Genomic DNA, 20,791 nt, shown 5'->3' with positions numbered 1-20,791 from the left:
CTGGGGAAAGTCCTGATCATGCCCAGTGTGATGTCCGACACGGACCGCCACCGGGTGGTCCGCGTCGCGTCACCGCACCGGCGCCCGCCCCGCCACGAGCAGTTCGGTGTTGCGGTCCGTCACCGCGCCGGCGGCGGCCGCGTTGGCGTGCGGGTCGTTGAACGAGAGTTCTCGGGCCAGTGACGCGAGGCCGCGCGGCGAGAAGTCGTCGTAGTCGGCCTGGTAGGGCGCGTCGGCCTCGACCAAGGTCGTGAACAGCGACAACGTGCCGTCGCCGTTGTCCGCGAGTTCGATGATCCGGGCGTGCTGCGGGTGGTCGACGTGGGCGGCGGTGTTGATCTCCCAGAACGCGCGCTCGCCCGTGCCGTGCGGGACGATCCGGTTCTCATGGGTGTGGCCGTTGACCCAGGCCACCACGTTCGGGAACCGGCCGAGCAGCGCGACGAGCGCGTCGCCGTCCAGCCGGGGGTCCAGCGGGCGGCGGCGGTCCGGCAGGACGTTGCCCATCGTCCAGCTCGTGTGGTGGCTGAAGAGGATGAACAGCTCGTCGGTGACGTCCTGCCGGTGCGCGAAGCCGAACGCGTCGTAGTAGCGGGAGCTGTTGCGCTTGAGCGTCCGCTCCAGCCAGAGGTACTGGTGCAGGCCGATCGAGCCGTCCGCGAAGCCCGCGGTGGTCGTGGTGTCGAGGCTGACGCCCGTGACGCCGGGCGCGATCCGGAACGTGTAGAAGACGTCCACGCCGTCGGCGTTGTCCGGGGTGAAGCCGTGCCCGTGCGGGCCGGGGCCGGTGTGGCGCGGGTCGAGGTGCGCCTGGACGAACTCGGCGGTGGTGAAGGGGCGGCGGCGGTCGTCCGGGGTGACCGTGCGCACCAGGCCGCCCTCGGCCAGCACGGCCGCCGCGTCGAGCACGCGGGTGGGGTCGGTCATGGCCGCGGCGAGCCGCCGCACCTGCGCGTCGGAGAAGCCGACGACCTTGCGGCTGCCGGTGTAGAGGCCGTCGACCGGCGGGATGCCGTCGGGCAGGGACCCGACCACGCTGTCGTCGTGGTTGCCGAACGTGCAGTACCAGGGGACGCGCAGGCCGGGGCTGTCGAACGGGCGGATCGCGGCGTCGAGCAAACCGGGGACCTGCGGGAAGCCCTTGGCCTTGTAGTCGTCCGGCAGGGCGGAGTGCGGGTTCCAGTAGGACTTCGCGCCGGAGTCCTGGACGCCCTCGTAGCGGGCGGGGTCGCCGGTGTTGGCGGTGATCCGGCCGCCGTTGAGGACGGTGAGGAACCAGTCCAGCTCGACCAGCTCGTGGTTGTCGGTGTTGTCGCCCGTGGTCATGGTGAAGTCGATCGGGCGGCCGGTGAACGGGCCGGCGCGGAGGGCGTTGACCCGGTTCACCAGGGCGGTGGAGGTGTGCTGCGCCAGCGTCTCGTGCGGGCGGAACGCGCCGGAGCCGAGCAGCGGGTGGGTGTACTCGAAGCGGGCGGGGCTCTGCGCGTCGAGCACGTGCATGTCGGTGAACTGGACGAAGCAGGCGAGCGGCGTGCGCCGGTCCGCCCGTCCCGGGTCGGGTGCGGCGAGGTCGGGGCGCACCACGAGCGGCCACCCCGGGCCGGCCTGGAGCCGGCGGTACCCCGTGCCGCCGACCGCCGCGGCGGCGGAGTCGAGGGTCGTGCCGGTGGTGGCGGCCCAGGCGGGCCCACCCCACAGCAACACCCCGCCCGCCGCACCCGTCGCCTGCAAGAACCGCCGCCGGCTGATCCCCATCGACCGCTCCCCGTGTCCTCGGTTGGTGAAAAGTTCTCACGAACCGGGGATGGGGTCACGAACTCGACGTGAAGTGCGGCCGAACGAGCGAAGTCGATCGTCGGGTTGATCGTTCCCGTTGGCGGGCAAGGACTCCGGCCGGCCCCGGGGCGTTCAACTCGGCGCACCTGACCGTAGGACACGCGCGTTCCGAACGTAGGACACGCGCGGGCGCGGGGTCAGGATCCAGCCTGATCGGCGTCCCTCGGCCAGTCGAAGGTCACGGTGACGGGCGCGTGGTCGGACCACCGTTCGGCGTACGTGGCGGCCCGCTCGACCACCGCCGACGTGGCCGAGGCCGCCAAGCCCCGCGTCGCGACCTGGTAGTCGATCCGCCAGCCGGAGTCGTTGTCGAACGCCTTGCCGCGGTAGGACCACCAGCTGTACGGGCCGGCCACGTCGGGGTGCAGCGAACGCACCACGTCGACGTACCGCGCCTCCCCGAACACCCGGTCCATCCACGCCCGCTCCTCGGGCAGGAACCCGGACGACTTCAGGTTCGCCTTCCACGCCTTCAGGTCCTCGGCCCGGTGCGCGATGTTCCAGTCGCCGCACACCAGCACCTCGCGCCCGTCGGCGGCGGCCTTGTCGCGCAGTTCCACCAGGTACGGCAGGAACCCCGCCATGAAGCGGTCCTTCTCGTCCTGCCTCGGCGTGCCGACGTCGCCGCTGGGCAGGTACAGCGACGCCACGACCACGTCGGCCAGCTCGACCTCGACGTACCGCCCCGAGTGCTCGAACTCGGCCACCCCGAACCCGATCCGCACGGCCTCCGGCTGTTGCCGGGTCAGCACCGCGACCCCGTTGCGGCCCTTGACCTCCGAGTACGCGTGCGCCACGTGCCAGCCCTCCGGCGACCGCACCTCGTCCGGCAGCTGCCTCGGCTCGGCGCGCACCTCCTGGAGGCACACGACGTCCGCCGACGTCGCGGCCAGCCACTCGAGGTAGCCCTTCTTCGCCGCGGCGCGCAGCCCGTTGACGTTGATCGTGGAGACGGTCAGCACGGCGGCAGCCTAACCGCGACCGGCGACCGCCCAGCCGTGCGGGTATCGCGCGCCGCAGCCCGTGCACACCGCGGTCAGGCCCAGCATCAGCACCAACGGGCTGCTGCCCTCGGGCGAGGGCACGCCGGCCACCGGCTGCCCGTCCACCTCCGCGCGCAACCCCGGCCACTCCGGCTCGCACGCGCACGTCACCACGTCACGGCGGCCCCACCGCCACTTGAAGAACACCCGCCCATCACACCACGGGCGTCACGAACAGCTGCTGTCCGAGGTCGGCGTCACGAACTCGTCCTTGACCCAGTGCCCGTCGGCCAGCAGCCGGAACCCGTTCTCGACCCGCGCCTCGGCCCGCACCACCGCGTCCCGTCGCATGGTGGCCACGATCGGCTGCGTGTCGGCAGGCCCGGAGCGCACGTTGAGGATGTCCGCGACCACCGTCACCCGGCACTCCCGGACGGCGACCTCCTCGACCCCCAGCTTCTTGCCGCCGTTGGCGAAGTACATCAACCCGGCCGCCGCGAGCACACCGACGACGACCATGCCGCGCACCGGAATCCCGAACATCACGCCTCCCGACACCTCTGCTGAGGTGCAGATATAGCGCGGCCCGGCGGATCGTGCGGCGGTCCGCGGCGCAATCCACACCACCGGGGAACCGGACGGGTGAGGTGGTCACGGAAACGGATCAGGGGACCGCCCGGAGGCAGTCCCCTGATCACGCGAACGGGAGGGCGGGCGTCAGCCGGCCATCCGCTTCTGCAGGTTCTCGTCGAGCGTGCCGAGGAACTCCTCGGTGGTCTGCCACTCCTGGTCCTTGCCCACGAGCAGGGCGAGGTCCTTGGTCATCTTGCCGCTCTCGACGGTCTCCACGACGACCTGCTCCAGCGTCTCCGCGAAGCCGGTGACCTCCGGCGTGCTGTCCAGCTTGCCGCGGTGCTTGAGGCCGCCGGTCCACGCGTAGATCGACGCGATCGGGTTGGTGGAGGTCGGCTTGCCCGCCTGGTGCTGGCGGTAGTGCCGGGTGACCGTGCCGTGCGCGGCCTCGGCCTCGACCGTGCTGCCGTCCGGCGTCATCAGGACCGAGGTCATCAGGCCGAGCGACCCGAAGCCCTGCGCGACCGTGTCGGACTGCACGTCGCCGTCGTAGTTCTTGCACGCCCAGACGTAGCCGCCCTCCCACTTCAGGGCCGCCGCGACCATGTCGTCGATCAGGCGGTGCTCGTAGGTCAGGCCCGCCGCGTCGAACTGCGCCTTGAACTCCTCCTCGAACACCTTCTGGAAGATGTCCTTGAACGCGCCATCGTACGCCTTGAGGATGGTGTTCTTGGTGGACATGTACACCGGGTAGTTGCGCTGCAACCCGTACGAGAACGAGGCGCGCGCGAAGTCCTCGATGGACTTGTTGAAGTTGTACATGCCCATGGCCACGCCGCCGTCGGGGCCGTAGTTGGCCACCACGTGCTTGATCGGCTCGGAGCCGTCCTCGGGCGTGAACGTGATGGTCAGCTCGCCCGCGCCGGGGACCTTGAAATTGGTCGCCTTGTACTGGTCGCCGTGGGCGTGGCGGCCGATGATGATCGGCTTCGTCCAGCCCGGCACCAGCCGCGGGATGTTGGAGATGATGATCGGCTCGCGGAACACCACGCCGCCGAGGATGTTGCGGATCGTGCCGTTCGGCGAGAGCCACATCTTCTTCAGGCCGAACTCCTCGACCCGCGCCTCGTCCGGCGTGATGGTGGCGCACTTGACGCCGACGCCGTGCTTCTTGATGGCGTGCGCGGAGTCGACGGTGACCTGGTCGTCGGTGGCGTCCCGGTGCTCGATGCCCAGGTCGTAGTACTCGAGGTTGACGTCCAGGTACGGGTGGATCAGCTTGTCCTTGATGAACTGCCAGATGATCCGCGTCATCTCGTCGCCGTCGAGTTCGACGACGGTCCCCTGAACCTTGATCTTGCCCATACTCAGGGCGCTCCTCTCGCGACAATGCAAGCAAGACAAGCGTACTGCTATGTCGGGTTGCTTGCGTCCACCCGGGCGGAAAAAGGGAACGGCGTCACACTGGCGCCGACGCCGCGACCGCCGGTGGCACGGGCGTGCTCCGGGCCAATACAACCAGCCGGACCGGCGGGCCGCCGCACGGGGACGGCCTGCGGCCCCCGCCGGTCGCCACTCGAACACGCGTTCGCGGATTGCCGCCGCCGGCCGCGTCCGCCCCGCTAACCTCTCCCCCGTAGGAGTGATCAAGGGGGCAGCGTTGTCGACGGGTCCGACCCACGCCATGAGCGGCCTGCTGGCCTGGGCCGCGGTGACCGCCCTGGCGGAGAACCACCCCATCGGCCAGCTGAGCCCGCAGAGCTGGGCGGTGGGCGCGGTGCTCGCCACCGGCGCGGCACTGCTGCCCGACCTCGACCACCCGTCCTCGACCATCTCGCGCACGTTCGGGCCGGTCAGCGCGGGCGCGTCGGCGCTGATCAACACGGTCAGCTCGTTCGTCTACCGCACCACGCGCACCCGCAAGGACTCCAACCGCGACGGCGGACACCGCGGGCTGACCCACACGCTGGCGTTCGCGCTGGCCGCCGCCATCGGCACGACGGCGGTCGTGCAGCAGTCGCAGAAGTGGGCGCTGCCCGCGCTGATGTTCGTGTTCGCGGGCCTGGCCGTGCGCGGCATCATGAACGACTGGTGCCCGCAGAAGGACGCGCTGCTGATCACCGGCGCCTCGGCCGCGATCACGGTCGCCTGCGTGGCGTGGACCGCGCAGACGCCGGCCAGCGCGGCCGCGTGCGGGGTGGCCGTGGGCATCGGCTGCGTGGCGCACTACCTCGGCGACGCGATCACCGAGCAGGGCTGCCCGATCCTGTGGCCGATCCCGCTCATGGGCAAGACGTGGTTCCCGGTCGCGCCGCCCAAGGTCCTGCGGATGAAGACCGGCGGCCGGGTGGAGATGGCGATCGTCGGGCCGCTGATCACGATCCTGAGCGTCTGGCTGTCCGCCGCCGCGCTCCAGCGGGCGGGCGCGCTGCCGTTCCTCGAGACCTTCGACCTGCTCCCCATCTAGTTTTCGGATAGGGGCCATTCGGCGGCTACCACGGGATCACCCGATCGGACTAGCCTCCCACGAGATCCTGACCCGCGCCGATCGCGCCGAGGAGGACTTCGTGCCGAACCCGCTGCACGACAACGTTGTCGAGGCGTCCGGATGACGACCTGGCTCGGCCTGAACGCCGGTCACGAGGACCAGGCGACCGCGGACGCCGTGGCGGTGTCGCTGTACGAGACGTTGCTGTTCCACGCCCAGCTGGTGTGCGTGCACCGGGTGGAGGAGCGGTACGCGGTGTCGTTCCGGCTCCCCGACCGGCCGTCGGAGAACACCCTGTCGACGCTGATCGAGCGCGGCTACGGCGTGGCGGTGCACGACGGGGCCCTGCAACGGCTCGCCGGGCCGGAGCCGCTGGCGCGGGGCGCGTTGCGGGCGGTGCTGGCGCACCGGGACCGGCGGGAGGGGCGGGCGCTGCGGTTCCCCGGCCAACGCGCGCTGCGCGGCCGTTACGGCGTCTCGGACATCATCGCGTTCAGCGCGATCGAGGAGGTCCTGCCGCACGGCACGAAGAGCGTGGACGCGCGCGGCGACCTGCAGCCCACGTTCCTCAACGGCCGGCTCGTGCTGCACTGCGGGTGAGCGGTCAGCCCGGGTGCGCGCCGACGGTGTCCTTGATCTCGGCGCCGAGGCTCTCCGCGCTGCGCGCGCAGTGGGCGCAGCAGAAGAACCGGCCCCGCACCTCGACGCCGTGCCCGATGATGCGGCAGTCGCAGTGCTCGCAGCGCGGGGCCAGGCGCTGGATCGCGCACTCGAAGCTGTCGAACGTGTACGTGCCGCCGCCGACCGTGCGGACCTCGAAGGCCATCCAGTAGTCGTTGCCGCAAACGTCGCATGTCGCCATGGCCGAAGGGTGCGCCGGTGGGCGCACCCCGGCAACTCGGCCTACCCCGGTCACCAGGACCCGCGGACCAGGCCGGACTCGAACCGGCGTCCTCCCTCCCGGGGGAGGGCGCGTCAACCACTGCGCTACATGGTCCCGAGCCGGGCCGGATTCGAACCGGCGTCCTCCCTCCGAGCAGGAGGGCGCGACAACCACTGCGCTACCGGGCTCCCGCACAACACTAACCAGACCGCGGCCGGGGAGACAGGGCCGCTAAGGTCTGCCGCGTGCGCGGGGTCGACTACTACGAACTCCTCGGGGTCGGTCGCTACGCGTCCGAGGCGGAGATCAAATCCGCTTACCGCTCCCTGGCCAAGGTCATGCACCCGGACGCGGGCGGGTCCTCCGGCACCTTCCGCATGCTGCAAGAGGCATATGACACCCTCCGGGATCCCGCGCGGCGGCGTGATTACGACCGGGGGTGGACGTTCACCCGTCCGGGCGCACGACCGGCGTCGCCGACCCGACCCCGGCGCACGGGCCGCACCGGCCGGCTGCGCGATTTCGGCGACGATCCCCACTTCGTACCCCCGAAGCCCGCGGTGGACCTCGGGGGCCTCGCCTGGTGGCACCTGGTCGACGCGGCGCAGCGGGTGCGGTACGTGCCGGCCGCCGGACCGGGGCACGCGCCCGCGCTCGCGGCCGTGTGCGGGTGGTTCTTCCTGCTGCTGCCCGTGGTGGCGCTCGACTTCTCGCCGCTGGCGCTGGGCGTGTGGCTGGTGCTGGTCGCCGCGGCGGCCGCGGCCGCGTTCCGGCTCGTCCGGCGGTACCTGGCCGCGATCCGGGCCGACCGCGCGTTCACGCTGGACCACGACACCGGCGTGGTCCACGGCACCACGGACGACCGGGTCTGCGAGCGGCTCACCGCCGACCTGCTCGGCGAGTACCTGACCCGGCTGCCGGGCGTGCGGATCTTCCACGGCCTGGCCTGGCCGGGCTCGGTGTTCGCGGACGTGGACCACGCCGTGCTGTGCGGGCGGAGGCTGGTGCTGATCGAGTCGAAGTCGTGGCTGCCGGGGCACTACGAGGCCGAGGACGACGGCACGGTCTGGCGCAACGGCCACCCGTTCCGGGGCGGCGGCACGCGGATGCCGCGCAGCCTCGCGGTGTACCGGAAGCTGTTGCCCTGGCTGGACATCCGGACCGCGCTGCTGGTGTACCCGAGCCGGGAGGGCGTGGTGACCGCGGCGGAGCCGGCGGACGCCGTCGTGCCGCCGATGACGCCCGCGCAGTTCGTCGCGGAGGTCGGCGAGTGGCTCGCCGAGGACCCGGCCACGGTGGACCGGGAGGCGCTGCGGCTGCTGATCGGCCAGGTCGTGCCGGTCACGGGCGCCGATCAGCACCTGGCATAGCCGGCGGTCAACCGAATGGCGCATGTCGCGCCGCCCGGCCGCGGGCTACGTTTCGGCGAGCCCACGGGAGGAGCCCGGCGTGAAGATCGACGTGTTCAACGAGATCCAGGACCCGCGCCCGTGGCAGGACGGCCACCAGCACGCCCGCATCACCGAGGCGCTGGCGCAGGCCCGGTTGGCCGACGAGCTGGGTTACGGGTGCTGGTGGCAGGTCGAGCACCACGGCGCCGACGAGTTCAGCCTGTCGTCCGCGCCGGAGCTGCTGCTGGCGGCGATCTCGCAGCAGACGTCCCGGATCAGGCTCGGCCACTCCGCGGTGCTCGCGCCGGCGCGGTTCAACCACCCGATCAGGGCAGCCGAGCGGGCCGCGACACTCGACCACCTCAGCGGCGGCCGGGTGGAGTTCGGCCTGACCCGGTCCACCGCGCCGGAGTGGCGCCTGTTCGGGGTCGACCCGGCGGACGTGCGGCGGCAGACGCAGCAGGCGTTCGAGATGATCCCGCGGATGTGGACGTCGGAGCGCTTCTCGCACTCCAGCGAGGACTTCGAGATCCACGACGTGCCGGTCGTGCCCAAGCCGCTGCAGCAGCCGCACCCGCCGCTGTGGCAGGCGGCGGCGAGCCCGGCGTCGTTCGAGGAGGCGGGCCGCCGGGGCGTGGGGGTGCTCGGGACGACCATGTGGGAGTCCGTCGAGCGGGTGCGGCGGATGGTGGAGCTGTACCGGGCGGCCGCCGCCGCGTGCACGTCGCCGGTCGGCGCGTTCGTCAACGACCAGGTCGCGTTCTTCACGTTCGTGCACTGCGCGGAGACCGACGAGCAGGCGGTCCGCAACGGCGCGGTGGCCGCGGCGGCCTGGTACACGGTCAAGGCGCTGACGTTCTTCGAGGCGGCGGACTACTTCGTCGAGACGGTGCGGCACCAGGAGGAGCTGGTGCGCGGCCCGTCGGGCGGCGGTCTGACCGGGGAGTTCCTGCGGGCGGAGGCGTCGGCGGCCGGCGGGCCGACCCGCGCCCAGGTCGTGATCGGCCGGGTCCTGCAGGGCGAGGACGTGCCGCCGGAGGAGATCTTCGAGGCGTTGAACGAGCAGGACTCGCTGATCGTCGGCAGCCCGGAGACGTGCCGGCGGAAGCTGCGCGTGTACGCGGACCTGGGCATCGACCGCCTGATGGCCTTTCACCAGGTGGGCGGGCTGAAGCACGAGGACGTCATGCGGAGCCTGCGCCTGGTCGGCGAGCTGATCCCGGAATTCGACCGGCCCGCCGAATAGTCGCCCCGCGGCCCGGCGCGACCGGGGCGCCGCCGGGCAGGGCGCGGGACTCGCGCCCGAGTTGGGCGGGTGGGGTGGTGGAGCGGGTGCGAGGATGGCCGGCATGCCGAAGAAGCTGCGCCTGACCGGTGACCCGGCCGCCGACGAGCTGCTCAGCAATGATCCCTTCGCGTTGCTCACCGGGCTGCTGCTGGACCAGCAGTTCCCCATGGAGCACGCCTTCGCGGGCCCCCGGAAGATCGCCGACCGGATGGGCGGGTTCAGCATCACCAGGATCGCCGAGGCGGACGTGGACGAGTTCGTGGAACTGTGCGTCCAGCCGCCCGCGATCCACCGGTACGGCGGCTCGATGGCACGGCGGGTGCACGCGCTCGCGCAGCACGTGATCGAGCACTACGACGGCAAGGCGGCGAACATCTGGAAGTCCGGCAAGCCCGACGGCCGGGAGGTGCTGCGCCGGGTCAAGGCGCTGCCCGGTTTCGGCGACCAGAAGGCGCGGATCTTCGTCGCGCTGCTGGGCAAGCAGCTCGGCGTCCGGCCGGACGGCTGGCGGGAGGCCGCCGGGGCCTACGGCGAGGAGGGGTCGCGGCGGTCCATCGCGGACGTGACCAGCGCCGAGACGCTGGCCGAGGTCCGGGCGTTCAAGAAGGCGGCCAAGGCGGCGGCGAAGGAAGGCTGAGGCGGGCCGCCGGCCGGGGGTCGGCGGCCCGGGCCGTCAGCGCTGGGCCAGGTCCTCCACGGGCGGCGCGACCACGGGCGCGTCCTGGGGCTTCAGCGAGAAGACCAGCATCACCAGCGCCACGACGGCGAGCAGCGAGGCGATCGGCGCGAGCGGCAGCAGGCCGGCCCAGCTGATCACCAGGCCGCCGACCACGCCGGACAGCCCGATGCCCAGGTAGATGGCGGACGCGTTGAGCGACAGCAGCAGGCCGCTGTTGGCCGGCGCCAGCTCGATCAGCCAGCTCTGGATCGGCGGGTTCGCCGACCACGTCAGCGCGCCCCAGGCGAACAGCGCGACCGCGGCCGACACCGGCGTGGTCGTGGTCAGCGGCAGCGTGGCCAGCACGACCGTGAAGCAGCTGAACAGCACGACGAGCAGCTTGCGGGTGTCGAAGCGGTCGGTCAGGCGGCCCGCGCCCCAGTTGCCGAGCACCGAGCCGAGCCCGTACGCGACGAGCAGCACGCCGATCGCGGCCCCGCCCAGGCCCGTGGTCTCGGCCAGCAGCGGCGCGATGTAGTTGAAGACGCTGAACACCGCCAGGCACGCGAGCACGGTCAGGCCCAGGACCATCAGCACGCGCCGGTCGGCGGCGGGCGCGAACCGCTGCCTCAGGCCGACGGCCGGGGGCGCGTCCACGCGCGGCAGCCAGCACCGGACGGCCACGGCGGCCAGCGCGGACACGGCCGCGATCAGCGCGAAGACGCCCTGGTAGCCGAGGGGGCCGCCGAGCAGGTTGCCCGCGGGCACGCCGAGGACCAGCGAGAACGTCAACCCGCCGAACACCAGCGCGACGGCCCGGCCGCGGTGTTCGGGCGGGCTGAGGACGGTGGCGACGAGCGTCGCGGCCGGTGTGTAGGCGGCCGCGCCGAGGGCGCTGACCACGCGTGCCACCAGCAGCAACGGGTAGTTGGTCGCGAGCGCGGCGAGCAGGTTGCCGACCGCGGCCACGCCGAGCGCCGTGACCAGGAGCGTGCGGCGCTCCCACCGGCCCGTGACGGCGGCCAGGAGCGGTGAGGAGACGGCGTAGGCGATGGCGAACGCGGTGAGCAACTGGCCTGCCGTGGCGTGCGAGACGTGCAGCTCCTCGCTCACGGCGGGCAGGACGCCGGAGACGATGTACCCGCTCGTGCCGATGGCGAAGCCGCCGGCGGCCAGGAGGTACGTGCGAGCGGTGCGGGCGGGCATGGCGCTCCCCGGATCGAGTGATGTTTCGACGGTCACCGTACTACGACGCCCATCAAAGTACGACCGATATCGTAGTATTGCCGCCATGACCACCGCGCTCGCTCACCCGGAACTGGACGAAATACGGATAACGTCGGTGCTGCACGCGCTCGCCGACCCGGTCCGGCTCCGGATCGTGCGCGCGCTGGCCGAGCACGAGGAGGGCATCTCGTGCGGCGCGCTGCCCCTGGGCGTGACGGCGTCGACGCTGACCCACCACGTGCGGACCCTGCGCGAGGCGGGGGTGGTCCGGGTCCGCCCGCAGGGCACGTCCCGGATCAGCTCCCTGCGCCGGGCCGACCTGGACGCGTTGTTCCCGGGCCTGCTCGACGGCGTGCTGGCGGCCCGGCGGTGAGCGACCCGAACGACTGGGAGTGGGTCCGGGTGCTCGCGCAGGGGCGCGTGTACGACGACGGCCGGCCCGCGGCGAACCGGCTGGCGTGGGCGGCGGTGGCGCTGGCCGCCTCACGCGGCGGCGAGCGGTGCGGCGTGCGGCGGGAACGGGCCGTGGCGGACCGGTTCGCGCTGCGGGCGCGGCTCGTGCGGTCGCTCGGGCCGTGGGCCGCCGACCCGGACGCGCTGGTCGCCGACGTGCTGGCCGAGGACGGGCTGCCCGGCCGGCACCGGAAGGTCGTGGCGCGGGCGCTGGAACCCGTGGTGCCGCACGTGGTGGACGCGGGCCTGCGGGAGCGCGCCGGGCGGTGGGTGGCGGAGGGCGGCGCGGGCTGAGCGCCCCGCGGTAAATCGGTTGCCGCCGTTCCTAGGGTGAACAGACGTGCGTGCCTACGCCCGTCTAGCGCTGGCCGGATTCCGAAGACATTCCACCTACCGACAGGCGATGGTCGCCGGGATGGCGACGAACGTCGTCTTCGGCCTGCTCAGGATGGCCGTGCTGGTCGCGGCCGTCGGGCAGGCGCCCATCGCCGGCTACGACGTCGCCGCCACCGCCACCTACGTCTGGTTGGGGCAGGGGCTCCTGGCCGTCGTCGTCCTCTGGGGCGACAAGACCCTGTCCGACCGCGTGCGCAGCGGCGACGTCGTGGTCGACCTCCACCGCCCCTGGCACCTGCAATCGGCGTTGTTCGCCGAGGACGTCGGCCGGGCCGGGTACGCCGTGCTGATCCGGTTCGCGCCGCCCGTCGCGTTCGGCGCGCTGCTGTTCCCGTTCCGCTGGCCCTCGCCGGGCACGTGGGCGGTGTTCGCGGTCAGCGTCGCGCTGGCCACGACCGTCAGCTTCGGGTTGCGGTTCCTGGTGAACACGACGACGTTCTGGCTCCTGGACCACCGGGGCGTGCTGGCGCTCTACACGTCCGCCACGTGGCTGTTGTGCGGGTTGGCGGTGCCGTTGGCGTTCTTCCCCGACTGGGCGATCCCGATCGTGTGGTCCACGCCGTTCGCCGCGATGCTCCAGGCGCCGGTGGAGGTGTTCCTGGAACGCGGCTCGCCGTGGCCGCTCCTGGCGGGCCAGGCGGCCTGGGCGGTCGCGGTCCTGGCCGCGGGCCACCTGGTGCTGCACCGCGCCGTGCGCAAGGTGGTGGTCCAGGGTGGCTGACCACGTCTACGCGAAGCTGGTCCGCGCGCGCCTGCGCGGGCAGACGACCTACCGGACCTCGTTCGCGCTCCAGTGCCTCGCGCAGGCGGTGAACCAGTCCGCGGAGCTGGCGATCATCCTGGTGCTGTTCCACCGGATCGGCGCGCTCGGCGGGTTCTCGGTGGACGAGGTCGTGCTGATGTACGCCATCGCCGGCATCTCCTTCGGGATCGCCGACCTGGTCGCCGGCCAGCTGGACGAGCTGCCGGCCCACATCCGGACCGGCGCGTTCGACGTCCTGCTGCTGCGGCCGCTGGGCACCCTGGCGCAGATGATGGCGTCGGACCTGCACCTGCGGAAGGTCGGCCGGATCGCGGCCGGGGCGGCGACCCTGGCGTACGCGTTGGCGCGCAACGACATCGCGTGGTCGCCGTGGGCGGTGGCGCTGGTCGTGGTGGCGCCGATCAGCGGCGCGGTGATCTTCGCGTCGATCTGGGTCGCGGCCAACGCCGTGTGCTTCTGGGTGGTCGACGGCCAGGAGGTCGCCAACGCGGTCACGTACGGCGGCAACGCGTTCACCTCGTACCCCATCACGGTCTACGGGCCGTGGTTGCGACGGTTCTTCGCGTTCGTCGTCCCCGGCGCGTTCGTCGCCTACTACCCCAGCCTGGCCCTGCTGGACCGCCCGGACCCGTTGGGCGGACCGGCGCTGCTGGGCTGGGCCTCACCGCTGGTCGCCGCCGCCGCGGCCGTCGTCGCCGGTCTCGTGTGGCGCACGGCCGTCCGGCACTACCGAGGGACTGGGTCATGATCGAGGTGCGCGACCTGCGCCGCGAGTTCGTCGTCACGGCCAAGGCCGGCCGGTTCCGCAGGCACCGGCACGTCGTCCGGGCCGTGGACGCCGTCTCGTTCGACGTCGAGGCGGGCGAGGCGGTCGGCTACGTCGGGCCCAACGGCGCCGGCAAGTCGACCACCATCAAGGTGCTGACCGGCGTCCTCGTGCCCACGTCCGGGCACGTGCGGGTGTGCGGGGTGGACCCCTCGCGGGCACGGCGCGAGCTGGCGCGGCGGATCGGCGTCGTGTTCGGGCAGCGCAGCCAGCTGTGGTGGGACCTGCCGCTGCGGGACAGCTTCGAGCTGCTGCGCGCCATCTACCGGGTGCCCGCGGCCGATCACCGGCGCCGGTTGCGGGAGTGCGCGGAGTTGCTGGAGCTGGACCCCTTCCTGGGCACGCCGGTCCGCCAGCTCTCGCTGGGGCAGCGGATGCGCGGCGAGGTCACCGCGGCCCTGCTGCACGGGCCGGAGCTGCTGGTGCTGGACGAGCCGACGATCGGGCTCGACCTGGAGTCCAAGGAGCGGCTGCGGGAGTTCCTGGCGGAGCTGAACGCGCGACGCGGCACGACGCTCCTGCTGACCACGCACGACCTGGACGACATCGAGCGGCTGTGCCCGCGCCTGGTGGTCATCGACCGGGGCACGGTGCTGGCCGACGGACCGCTGGCCGACCTGCGCGCCGAGGTGGCGCCGGAACGCGTGCTCGTGGTGGACCTGGAGGAACCGGCGGAGCTGGACGGGTTCCCCGGCGTCACGGCGGTGCGGACCGAGGCGGGCGGGTTGCGACACCACCTCACGTTCCGCCGCGAGGACACCACCGCGGCCGCGTTGATCTCCGCCGTGGCCGCGCGGGCTGCGGTGCACGACCTGGTTGTCGTCGCGCCGGAAATCGACGACGTGGTGCGGCGCTTGTACGCGCGTCGGTAGAGTCGGACGAAACGGTCAACGGAGAACGGGAGCACCCCCATGCGCGCAGGTCGTCCGCTAGCCACCCTCCTGCTGGCGGTGGGGCTCGCCGCCGCGGTGTCCGGCTGTGAGGCCGTGCAGCAGGCATCCGACACGGCCAACCAGGTCGGCCAGGCCGCGGACAAGGCGCAGCTGTGCATCGAGGCGCTCAAGCTCGCGGGCTTCACCCCCGATGCCGCCGACCCGCAGAAGGCGGTGGAGGAAACCCAGCAGAAGGCCAAGGAGCTGGAGGATCTGGCCGCGAAGGCGGGCGACACCACGCTCAAGGACGCCATCACCGGCGTCTCCGACACCATGGGCAACGTGACGCTGGACGACCTCAACCCGTCCAACATCGCGGCGTGGTCGCAGGAGAAGCTGGACCGGGTGGCGAAGCTGTCCAACGCCTGCGCCTGAGCGGAAATGCCAGGCTGTCGGTACCTTCGGAACAGTCCTACGCTGTGACGCACCGGAGGTGTTGCAGATGCACGCGACAGTAGGCGACCGGTTGCACATCCACAGCCGCGCGGTGGGTCTCGACGAGACGATCGGCGAGATCCTGGAAGTCCGCGGCTCGGGAGGTGCGCCCCCGTACCTGGTCCGCTTCTCCGACGGCCACGAAGGGCTGGTCTACCCCGGCCCCGACAGCCTGGTCGAGCCGCGGACCCCGGAATCACCCAGGATCAAGGACTCGACCCCGGCGCGGTAGGGCGGCGCCGGGTCGTCCCTCCGAACCGGCCGGTGCGCGCGGCCTCGTGGGCGCACGCCGGCCGGCGCGGGCACGTCCCGCCGGCCGTCCGGTGTGGACGGTCGGAGCCGTCACACGTTCAGGTGGACTTCCCGACGACGCCCGCGCCGCCCGGTGAGCCGCGCCCGACCGGAACGGCCACCTGGGAGCGGTCTCAGCCGAGGATCGTGGTGATCAGGTCGTCGGCCAGGGCCGGCGTGGCGGCGGCGATGCCCGACCAGCGGCGCGACAGGTCCAGGTCGAACGTCAGCGGCCGGCCGCGCAGGTCCAGCAGCGCTCCCCCGGCCGCCGGCACGGTGACCAGCGCCGCGATCAGGTCCATCAGGCGGTGGGTGTCCGAGCCGGGGTCGGCGAACGCGTCCACCGCGCCCTCGGCCACCAGGACCGCCTCCAGGCACGTGGTGGACAGGATCCGGACGCGCTCGACCTGGTTCGCCACGCGCATCCACGCGTCCTCGGCGCCGCGCTTGGGCCGCATCAGGCAGATCGACGCGCCCTTCAGCTCGGTGCGCCCCGTCGTGCGGTAGGGCGTCGGCCGGCCGGCGTGCGCCGACCACGCGCGCCCGGTGTCGAACCAGACGGTGAGGGCCTCGACGGGCTCGTCGTCGAGCACCAGCGCGCCCGCGAAGCAGGACAGCGGCACGCCCATGGCGGCGTTCGCGGAACCGTCCACCGGGTCGATCACCAGCGTGGCGGCGGACCCGTGGTCCAGGAAGCCGGCCTCCTCGGACAGCAGGTTCGCGCCCGCCGCCGCGGCGGCCTCGGCGATCGCCGCCTCCACGATCGCGTCCACCCGCATGGTGGGCGTGCCGTCCGCGCCGTCGGCGATCTCCTCGCGCAGCTGCGCGCGGCTGAACTCGCGCCGGGCGCGGTCGTAGGCGGCCGACGCGGCGAGCGCGGTGGCGGCGAGCGCCGGGTGCACGTCGGAGGGCAGGTTCGGGGTCGGCACGGGCCACTGGGTCATGCGCCCAACATGCCACGGGAGGGCCACCGGCGGCGGCCCTCCCGTGGGGTACGACTCAGATCAGGCCCAGGGCCTTGACCGCGTCGCGCTCCTCGGCCAGCTCGGCCACGGAGGCGTCGATGCGGGTGCGGGAGAAGTCGTCGATCTCCAGGCCCTGCACGATCGAGTACCGGCCGTCGGTCACGGTGACCGGGAACGACGAGATCAGGCCCTCCGGCACGCCGTACGAGCCGTCCGACGGGACCGCCATCGACACCCAGTCGCCCTCGGGCGTGCCGTTGACCCAGTCGTGCACGTGGTCGATGGCCGCGTTCGCCGCCGACGCCGCCGAGGACGCGCCGCGCGCCTCGATGATCGCCGCGCCGCGCTTGGCGACGGTCGGGATGAAGTCGTTCTCCAGCCACGCCTGGTCGTTCACGGCCTCGGCCGCGTTCCGGCCCTTGACCTCGGCGTGGAACAGGTCGGGGTACTGGGTGGCCGAGTGGTTGCCCCAGATGGTGAGCTTCTTGATGTCGGTCACCGACACCCCGAGCTTCTTGGCGAGCTGCGACAGCGCCCGGTTGTGGTCGAGGCGCGTCATCGCGGTGAACCGCTCGGCGGGCACGTCGGGCGCGTGCCGCTGGGCGATCAGGGCGTTGGTGTTGGCCGGGTTGCCGACGACCAGCACGCGCACGTCGTCCGCCGCGCCCGCGTTGATCGCCTCGCCCTGCGGCTTGAAGATGCCGCCGTTGGCCTCCAGGAGGTCGCCGCGCTCCATGCCCTTCGTGCGCGGCCGGGCGCCCACCAGCAGCGCCACGTTGACGCCGTCGAACGCGGTCTTGGCGTCGTCGGTGATGTCGATGCCGGACAGCAGCGGGAACGCGCAGTCGTCCAGCTCCATCGCGGTGCCCTCGGCGGCCTTCACGGCCTGCGGGATCTCCAGCAGGCGCAGGCGCACCGGGACGTCGAGGCCCAGGAGGTGGCCGGAGGCGATGCGGAACAGCAGTGCGTAGCCGATCTGGCCGGCCGCACCGGTGACGGTGACGTTCACGGGCGTGCGGGTCATGTGCCTTCCCGAATGTTGTGGCTTCAGTCCTCGGGCACGACCACTAGGCAGGCTGACGACCTGTCAGCGGCGGTCTCTACTCCGGGACCGCGCACCGGGCGGGTTGCCCGGCAGGTCGGAGGTTACCAACTGGCGAACGATGACAAGGTGTGACAGTGGACATCATCGGCGAGGACTACACCGACGCGGTCTTGTACGGGCAGAGCTGGGAGGGACGGTCGTTCGTCCGGTGCGACTTCACCGAGGCGGACCTGCGGGGGCTCACCACGTCCGGGTGCACGTTCACCGAGTGCCGGTTCGACCGCACCGACCTGGGCGAGTCGGCGCACAAGGCGAGCGCGTTCCGCTCCTGCCGGTTCGAGCGGGCGGTGCTCGCGTCCGCCGCGTTCACGTCGTGCTCGTGGCTCGGGTCGGTGTTCGCGGACTGCGCGCTGCGGCCGATCACCCTGGAGGAGACCGATCTCACGCTCGCGGGGCTGTCCGGCGCCGTGCTGCGGAAGGCGTCGCTGCGCGGCCTGCGGCTGCGCGAGGTCAACCTCGAGAACGCCGACCTGCGCGAGGCGGACCTGCGCGACGCCGACCTGACCGGCGCCCGGCTGTCCGGGTGCCGGTTCGACGGCGCGGACCTGCGCGGCGCGCGGCTGGACGCCGACGGCCTCGCCCAGGCCACCCTGCGCGGCGCGCGGGTGGACCTGGACACGGCCGTCGCGTTCGCCGCCGCGCACGGGCTGCGCGTGTCCTAGTGCGCCGGGGGCTCCTGGCCCGCGACCTCCACCAGCACGCCGTCGGCGACCATGTCGTCGATCGTCTTCGGCATCAGGTAGGCGGTGCCGCCGCCGGGCTGCTCGAACCACGGCACCGCGACGCCGGTCAGCACCTCGACCGGGCGGCGCAGCCGGTACACGTGGTACGGGCGGTTGATCCACGACGGCACCAGCGAGCGCTGCGAGAACGGCGTGCCCGCCGCGTAGACCAGGTTGCCCTCGCCCTCGCCGAAGCGGTCCACCTCCATGCCGGCGGGCAGCTCCACCATCTTCTTGTGCCGGAAGAGGGTGAGCGGCGGCTCGCCGTTCATCGGGTTGATCGGCCAGGTCCGCTGCGGCTTGGCCTCCTGGGTGGAGGTCGCCGCGGCCGCGGGCTGCGGCGCGACCTGCGTGGGCGGCTCGACCGGCGGGCGCTGCGGCGGCGCGGGGCGGCGCGGCGGCTCCTCGCGGAACCCGTTGTTCATCGGCGGGCGCGGGCGTTGCGGCGGCGGGGGCGGCGGCAGCGGGGCCGGGCGCGGCACCCGCCGGTTGGTCAGCACGAGCTTGCCGACCAGGTACGCGGCCGCGTCCTCCAGCCGGTCGAAGCGGACCGGGTTGGTGGGGCCGTGGTCGAACCACGACACCTCCCAGTCCGGGCCCTCGGTGCGCAGCAGCCAGGTCCGGTCGGCGGGCTCGCCGAACCGGTAGGCGGCGGGCGGCACGTCCAGCTCGTCCAGGGCGCGGCGGAGGCCGGACAGCTCCCGCTCCTCCTCCGGCGTGACGTGGCGCGGCTCGACCGGCTTCGGCGGCTGGACCGGGGGTGGCGGCGTCAGGGGCGGCGCGGGCGGCGCGGCCGGGCTGACGTCGTCGAACGGCTGCACCGCCTCGGCGAACTGGGTCGCCTGGTCCGCGAACGGCGGCGGCACCTGCTCGAACTGCTGCCGGTCGTCGTGCTGCCGATCGTCGTGCCGGTCGTCGTCGTGCCGGTCGTCGTCGTGCCGGTGGTCGTCGTGCCGGTCGTCGTCGTGGTCCCGGTGGTCGTCGTGGTGGTCGTGGTCCCGGTGGTCGTGATCGTGGTCGTCGTGCGGCTCGTGCTCGGCGCGCGTCCCGTCGTCGTGGCGCTCGTCGGGCTCGGCGTGGTCGTCGAAGCGGGACTCGTCCGACTCCTCGAAGCGCGCGTCGGCGTGGTCCTCGAACCGGCCGCCCTCGCGCTCGTCGTCGTGCCCGGGGGTGTAGAGCCGGGCCTGGTCGACCCCGAACTCCGCCGTGACCTCGACCTCGTCCGCCTCGGCCCGCGGCTCCTCGGCCGGCGCGGGCTCGTGCTCGACCCGCGGTTCGCGCACCGGATCGCGGTCGTCGTGCCGCGGCTCGTCGGCGGCGGCCTCGCCGGTCGGCCCGGCCTGCTCCGCCTCGGCTTCCTCGTCCGTGAACGGGTTCCAGGTCTGGGTGTCGTTCAGCTCGCGGTCGTACGCGGCGGGCGCGAACAGGTCCATGCCGTCCGCGTAGGACTCGCGGCGGTACCGGTCGTCGATCACCGGGCCGTCCTCTTCGAACCGCACCCGGTACGGCGGGCCCTCCTGGGCGTACTCGATGACGTCCGGCTTCAGCTCGGTGAGGTTCGCGGTCTCCTCGACGTCGGTGTTCGCGGCCGGTTCGACGGCCTGCCGCGGCTCGTCGGCGAGCGGCTCGGGCAGCGGCGCGGCCACCGTCGCGCCCACCTCGACCGGCGGCTCGACCGGCGCGGGCGGCGCCTCGGCCACGGGCAGCTCGGTGCCCTGCGGCGCGGCCGGCGCGCCCAGGTTCGCGGCGGCGGCGACCCGCGCCTCCTCCGTCACCTCGGGCAGCACGAAGTCCTGCGCCCGGGCCCGCTCCACCAGCTCGGGCTCCGGCGGCACGCCGTAGGCCCGCAGGTAGTAGCCGACCGCGGCGGGCCAGATCCAGTGCCCGTCGGTCTGGAACGCCACCGGCACCACCGACGGCGCGTCCGGGTTCAGCACGTCCGCGTCGAACCCGCGCCCGATCACCGCGACCGGGGCCCGGTCCAGGTAGCTCAGCAGCAGGTCGCGGTCGGCGTCCGCGACCGGCGGCCGGTTCACCGACGGCCGCCCGCCGGGGCCCGCGCCGTCGAACACCCGGGCCGTGCGGAACGCGCGCGGCGGCGGCTGGTCGGCGGGCGGCGGCGGCGGCGGTGGCGGCGGGGGCGTCGCCTGCTGGAGGCGGCGGCGCAGCCAGTCCGGCACGTTCTCGTCGGTGCGGGGGAAGAACCGCATCTCGTCCAGGTACGCCTGCGGCGGCGGTGGCGTCGTCCAGGTCGGCTCGGCCCGGTCGAAGTCGAGGTTGTAGCTGGACGGGTGGTCGAGCTGGTAGCGGGCGTTGGACCAGCTGCCGCGACCGTCCCGGTACATGCCCGCGCGCAGCCGCGAGAACAGCCCGGCCACCTCCTGCGGCGGCGACCAGGCGCGCACCGCGCCGTCGGCGGTGCGGACCTCGGCGGCCAGCTCGAAGTACCGGCCGGTCGCGCGGTACTCCGCGGTCACGTGCCGCCACTCCTCGGGCGCGGCCCTCATCAGCGTCAGGCCGATCTGCTTGACCAGCGCATCCTGCTCGGTCGGGTTCAGCGGCTTCAGCTCGGACAC

23 protein-coding genes and 2 tRNA genes are annotated in these 20,791 nt (G+C 73.0%); 13 read left to right on the top strand and 12 right to left on the bottom strand.

The window, feature by feature from the left end:
• Window positions 1-69 precede the first annotated feature (69 nt).
• From ACWEFJ_RS13945 to ACWEFJ_RS13925, 5 genes are all read right to left on the bottom strand, one after another.
• Window positions 70-1,755 carry a TIGR03767 family metallophosphoesterase gene (locus ACWEFJ_RS13945; RefSeq protein WP_449713947.1) on the bottom strand — a complete coding sequence of 562 codons (1,686 nt, stop codon included), beginning with the start codon at window positions 1,753-1,755 and terminating at the stop codon, window positions 70-72.
• Window positions 1,756-1,973: 218 nt separating this feature from the next.
• Entirely contained in the window at window positions 1,974-2,798 is an 825-nt protein-coding gene (locus ACWEFJ_RS13940; RefSeq protein ID WP_449713946.1) for an exodeoxyribonuclease III, read from the bottom strand.
• Window positions 2,799-2,807: 9 nt separating this feature from the next.
• A complete protein-coding gene (locus ACWEFJ_RS13935; protein WP_378083353.1) occupies window positions 2,808-3,026 on the bottom strand; it encodes a hypothetical protein in 219 nt (72 codons plus the stop codon).
• Window positions 3,027-3,047: 21 nt separating this feature from the next.
• Complete coding sequence (locus ACWEFJ_RS13930; protein ID WP_378083350.1) at window positions 3,048-3,362, bottom strand: SH3 domain-containing protein; 315 nt, start codon at window positions 3,360-3,362, stop codon at window positions 3,048-3,050.
• A 174-nt stretch (window positions 3,363-3,536) separates the two neighbouring features.
• Complete coding sequence (locus tag ACWEFJ_RS13925; protein WP_378083349.1) at window positions 3,537-4,757, bottom strand: NADP-dependent isocitrate dehydrogenase; 1,221 nt, start codon at window positions 4,755-4,757, stop codon at window positions 3,537-3,539.
• A 295-nt stretch (window positions 4,758-5,052) separates the two neighbouring features.
• Here ACWEFJ_RS13925 and ACWEFJ_RS13920 point away from each other — a divergent pair, with 295 nt between their 5' ends.
• Both ACWEFJ_RS13920 and ACWEFJ_RS13915 read left to right on the top strand, forming a co-directional pair.
• Entirely contained in the window at window positions 5,053-5,859 is an 807-nt protein-coding gene (locus ACWEFJ_RS13920; RefSeq protein WP_378083347.1) for a metal-dependent hydrolase, read from the top strand.
• 141 nt (window positions 5,860-6,000) lie between these two features.
• Entirely contained in the window at window positions 6,001-6,480 is a 480-nt protein-coding gene (locus ACWEFJ_RS13915; RefSeq protein ID WP_378083345.1) for a hypothetical protein, read from the top strand.
• 4 nt (window positions 6,481-6,484) lie between these two features.
• Here ACWEFJ_RS13915 and ACWEFJ_RS13910 read toward each other — a convergent pair whose 3' ends face one another.
• The 3 genes from ACWEFJ_RS13910 to ACWEFJ_RS13900 form a co-directional block, all read right to left on the bottom strand.
• Window positions 6,485-6,742: a Prokaryotic metallothionein gene (locus tag ACWEFJ_RS13910; RefSeq protein ID WP_378083343.1), complete on the bottom strand. Its 258-nt coding sequence runs from the start codon at window positions 6,740-6,742 to the stop codon at window positions 6,485-6,487.
• Between the two features lie 63 nt (window positions 6,743-6,805).
• Window positions 6,806-6,878 (bottom strand) — tRNA-OTHER (locus ACWEFJ_RS13905).
• Window positions 6,879-6,952: transfer RNA gene (locus tag ACWEFJ_RS13900), tRNA-Ser, on the bottom strand. It lies immediately after the preceding tRNA gene.
• A 56-nt stretch (window positions 6,953-7,008) separates the two neighbouring features.
• Here ACWEFJ_RS13900 and ACWEFJ_RS13895 point away from each other — a divergent pair.
• From ACWEFJ_RS13895 to ACWEFJ_RS13885, 3 genes are all read left to right on the top strand, one after another.
• Entirely contained in the window at window positions 7,009-8,133 is a 1,125-nt protein-coding gene (locus ACWEFJ_RS13895; protein ID WP_378083342.1) for a J domain-containing protein, read from the top strand.
• Between the two features lie 79 nt (window positions 8,134-8,212).
• On the top strand, window positions 8,213-9,400 hold the full coding sequence (locus tag ACWEFJ_RS13890; RefSeq protein ID WP_449713945.1) for an LLM class flavin-dependent oxidoreductase: 1,188 nt from the start codon (window positions 8,213-8,215) through the stop codon (window positions 9,398-9,400).
• 103 nt (window positions 9,401-9,503) lie between these two features.
• Window positions 9,504-10,079, top strand: coding sequence for an HhH-GPD-type base excision DNA repair protein (locus tag ACWEFJ_RS13885; protein WP_449713944.1), 576 nt, complete (start codon window positions 9,504-9,506; stop codon window positions 10,077-10,079).
• A gap of 36 nt (window positions 10,080-10,115) precedes the next feature.
• Here the strand turns inward: ACWEFJ_RS13885 and ACWEFJ_RS13880 are convergent, their stop codons facing one another.
• The gene (locus ACWEFJ_RS13880; protein WP_378083336.1) at window positions 10,116-11,306 is read right to left on the bottom strand and encodes an MFS transporter; all 1,191 of its coding nucleotides are present in this window, start codon (window positions 11,304-11,306) and stop codon (window positions 10,116-10,118) included.
• 85 nt (window positions 11,307-11,391) lie between these two features.
• Here ACWEFJ_RS13880 and ACWEFJ_RS13875 point away from each other — a divergent pair, with 85 nt between their 5' ends.
• The 7 genes from ACWEFJ_RS13875 to ACWEFJ_RS13845 all read left to right on the top strand — a co-directional run bounded on the left by ACWEFJ_RS13875 (window position 11,392) and on the right by ACWEFJ_RS13845 (window position 15,364).
• Window positions 11,392-11,700, top strand: a complete 309-nt coding sequence (locus tag ACWEFJ_RS13875; protein ID WP_378083334.1) for an ArsR/SmtB family transcription factor — start codon at window positions 11,392-11,394, stop codon at window positions 11,698-11,700.
• On the top strand, window positions 11,697-12,074 hold the full coding sequence (locus ACWEFJ_RS13870) for a hypothetical protein (RefSeq protein ID WP_378083332.1): 378 nt from the start codon (window positions 11,697-11,699) through the stop codon (window positions 12,072-12,074). Before ACWEFJ_RS13875 ends, ACWEFJ_RS13870 begins: the two co-directional genes overlap by 4 nt.
• Window positions 12,075-12,195: 121 nt before the next feature.
• Complete coding sequence (locus ACWEFJ_RS13865) at window positions 12,196-12,897, top strand: ABC transporter permease (RefSeq protein WP_449713943.1); 702 nt, start codon at window positions 12,196-12,198, stop codon at window positions 12,895-12,897.
• Entirely contained in the window at window positions 12,890-13,687 is a 798-nt protein-coding gene (locus tag ACWEFJ_RS13860; protein WP_449713942.1) for an ABC transporter permease, read from the top strand. Before ACWEFJ_RS13865 ends, ACWEFJ_RS13860 begins: the two co-directional genes overlap by 8 nt.
• Entirely contained in the window at window positions 13,684-14,637 is a 954-nt protein-coding gene (locus tag ACWEFJ_RS13855; protein ID WP_449713941.1) for an ABC transporter ATP-binding protein, read from the top strand. Before ACWEFJ_RS13860 ends, ACWEFJ_RS13855 begins: the two co-directional genes overlap by 4 nt.
• A 39-nt stretch (window positions 14,638-14,676) precedes the next feature.
• On the top strand, window positions 14,677-15,072 hold the full coding sequence (locus ACWEFJ_RS13850) for a bacteriophage spanin2 family protein (protein ID WP_378083325.1): 396 nt from the start codon (window positions 14,677-14,679) through the stop codon (window positions 15,070-15,072).
• Between the two features lie 67 nt (window positions 15,073-15,139).
• Window positions 15,140-15,364 carry a DUF1918 domain-containing protein gene (locus ACWEFJ_RS13845; protein WP_378083323.1) on the top strand — a complete coding sequence of 75 codons (225 nt, stop codon included), beginning with the start codon at window positions 15,140-15,142 and terminating at the stop codon, window positions 15,362-15,364.
• A gap of 193 nt (window positions 15,365-15,557) precedes the next feature.
• Here ACWEFJ_RS13845 and ACWEFJ_RS13840 read toward each other — a convergent pair whose 3' ends face one another.
• On the bottom strand, window positions 15,558-16,367 hold the full coding sequence (locus ACWEFJ_RS13840; RefSeq protein ID WP_378083321.1) for an inositol monophosphatase family protein: 810 nt from the start codon (window positions 16,365-16,367) through the stop codon (window positions 15,558-15,560).
• A 55-nt stretch (window positions 16,368-16,422) separates the two neighbouring features.
• Window positions 16,423-17,412 carry a malate dehydrogenase gene (locus tag ACWEFJ_RS13835; protein ID WP_449713940.1) on the bottom strand — a complete coding sequence of 330 codons (990 nt, stop codon included), beginning with the start codon at window positions 17,410-17,412 and terminating at the stop codon, window positions 16,423-16,425.
• 155 nt (window positions 17,413-17,567) lie between these two features.
• Here ACWEFJ_RS13835 and ACWEFJ_RS13830 point away from each other — a divergent pair, with 155 nt between their 5' ends.
• Window positions 17,568-18,155: a pentapeptide repeat-containing protein gene (locus tag ACWEFJ_RS13830; protein ID WP_449714015.1), complete on the top strand. Its 588-nt coding sequence runs from the start codon at window positions 17,568-17,570 to the stop codon at window positions 18,153-18,155.
• On the opposite strand, the gene ACWEFJ_RS13825 is transcribed toward ACWEFJ_RS13830, so the two are convergent.
• The gene (locus ACWEFJ_RS13825) at window positions 18,152-20,791 is read right to left on the bottom strand and encodes a glycohydrolase toxin TNT-related protein (protein ID WP_449713939.1); all 2,640 of its coding nucleotides are present in this window, start codon (window positions 20,789-20,791) and stop codon (window positions 18,152-18,154) included. The genes ACWEFJ_RS13830 and ACWEFJ_RS13825 overlap by 4 nt on opposite strands.

The organism is Actinosynnema sp. NPDC004786 (genome assembly GCF_053601135.1).
Note: the sequence above shows the minus strand (reverse complement) of the source record. Positions and strands in the feature narration are given on the sequence as shown.

Coding starts and splice junctions, on each gene's coding strand:
- ACWEFJ_RS13875 (WP_378083334.1), top strand. CDS start 11,392: ATGACCACCGCGCTCGCTCACCCGGAACTGGACGAAATACGGATAACG.
- ACWEFJ_RS13910 (WP_378083343.1), bottom strand. CDS start 6,742: ATGGCGACATGCGACGTTTGCGGCAACGACTACTGGATGGCCTTCGAG.
- ACWEFJ_RS13840 (WP_378083321.1), bottom strand. CDS start 16,367: ATGACCCAGTGGCCCGTGCCGACCCCGAACCTGCCCTCCGACGTGCAC.
- ACWEFJ_RS13865 (WP_449713943.1), top strand. CDS start 12,196: ATGGCGACGAACGTCGTCTTCGGCCTGCTCAGGATGGCCGTGCTGGTC.
- ACWEFJ_RS13925 (WP_378083349.1), bottom strand. CDS start 4,757: ATGGGCAAGATCAAGGTTCAGGGGACCGTCGTCGAACTCGACGGCGAC.
- ACWEFJ_RS13885 (WP_449713944.1), top strand. CDS start 9,504: ATGCCGAAGAAGCTGCGCCTGACCGGTGACCCGGCCGCCGACGAGCTG.
- ACWEFJ_RS13835 (WP_449713940.1), bottom strand. CDS start 17,412: ATGACCCGCACGCCCGTGAACGTCACCGTCACCGGTGCGGCCGGCCAG.
- ACWEFJ_RS13880 (WP_378083336.1), bottom strand. CDS start 11,306: ATGCCCGCCCGCACCGCTCGCACGTACCTCCTGGCCGCCGGCGGCTTC.
- ACWEFJ_RS13945 (WP_449713947.1), bottom strand. CDS start 1,755: ATGGGGATCAGCCGGCGGCGGTTCTTGCAGGCGACGGGTGCGGCGGGC.
- ACWEFJ_RS13845 (WP_378083323.1), top strand. CDS start 15,140: ATGCACGCGACAGTAGGCGACCGGTTGCACATCCACAGCCGCGCGGTG.
- ACWEFJ_RS13915 (WP_378083345.1), top strand. CDS start 6,001: ATGACGACCTGGCTCGGCCTGAACGCCGGTCACGAGGACCAGGCGACC.
- ACWEFJ_RS13850 (WP_378083325.1), top strand. CDS start 14,677: ATGCGCGCAGGTCGTCCGCTAGCCACCCTCCTGCTGGCGGTGGGGCTC.
- ACWEFJ_RS13855 (WP_449713941.1), top strand. CDS start 13,684: ATGATCGAGGTGCGCGACCTGCGCCGCGAGTTCGTCGTCACGGCCAAG.
- ACWEFJ_RS13930 (WP_378083350.1), bottom strand. CDS start 3,362: ATGTTCGGGATTCCGGTGCGCGGCATGGTCGTCGTCGGTGTGCTCGCG.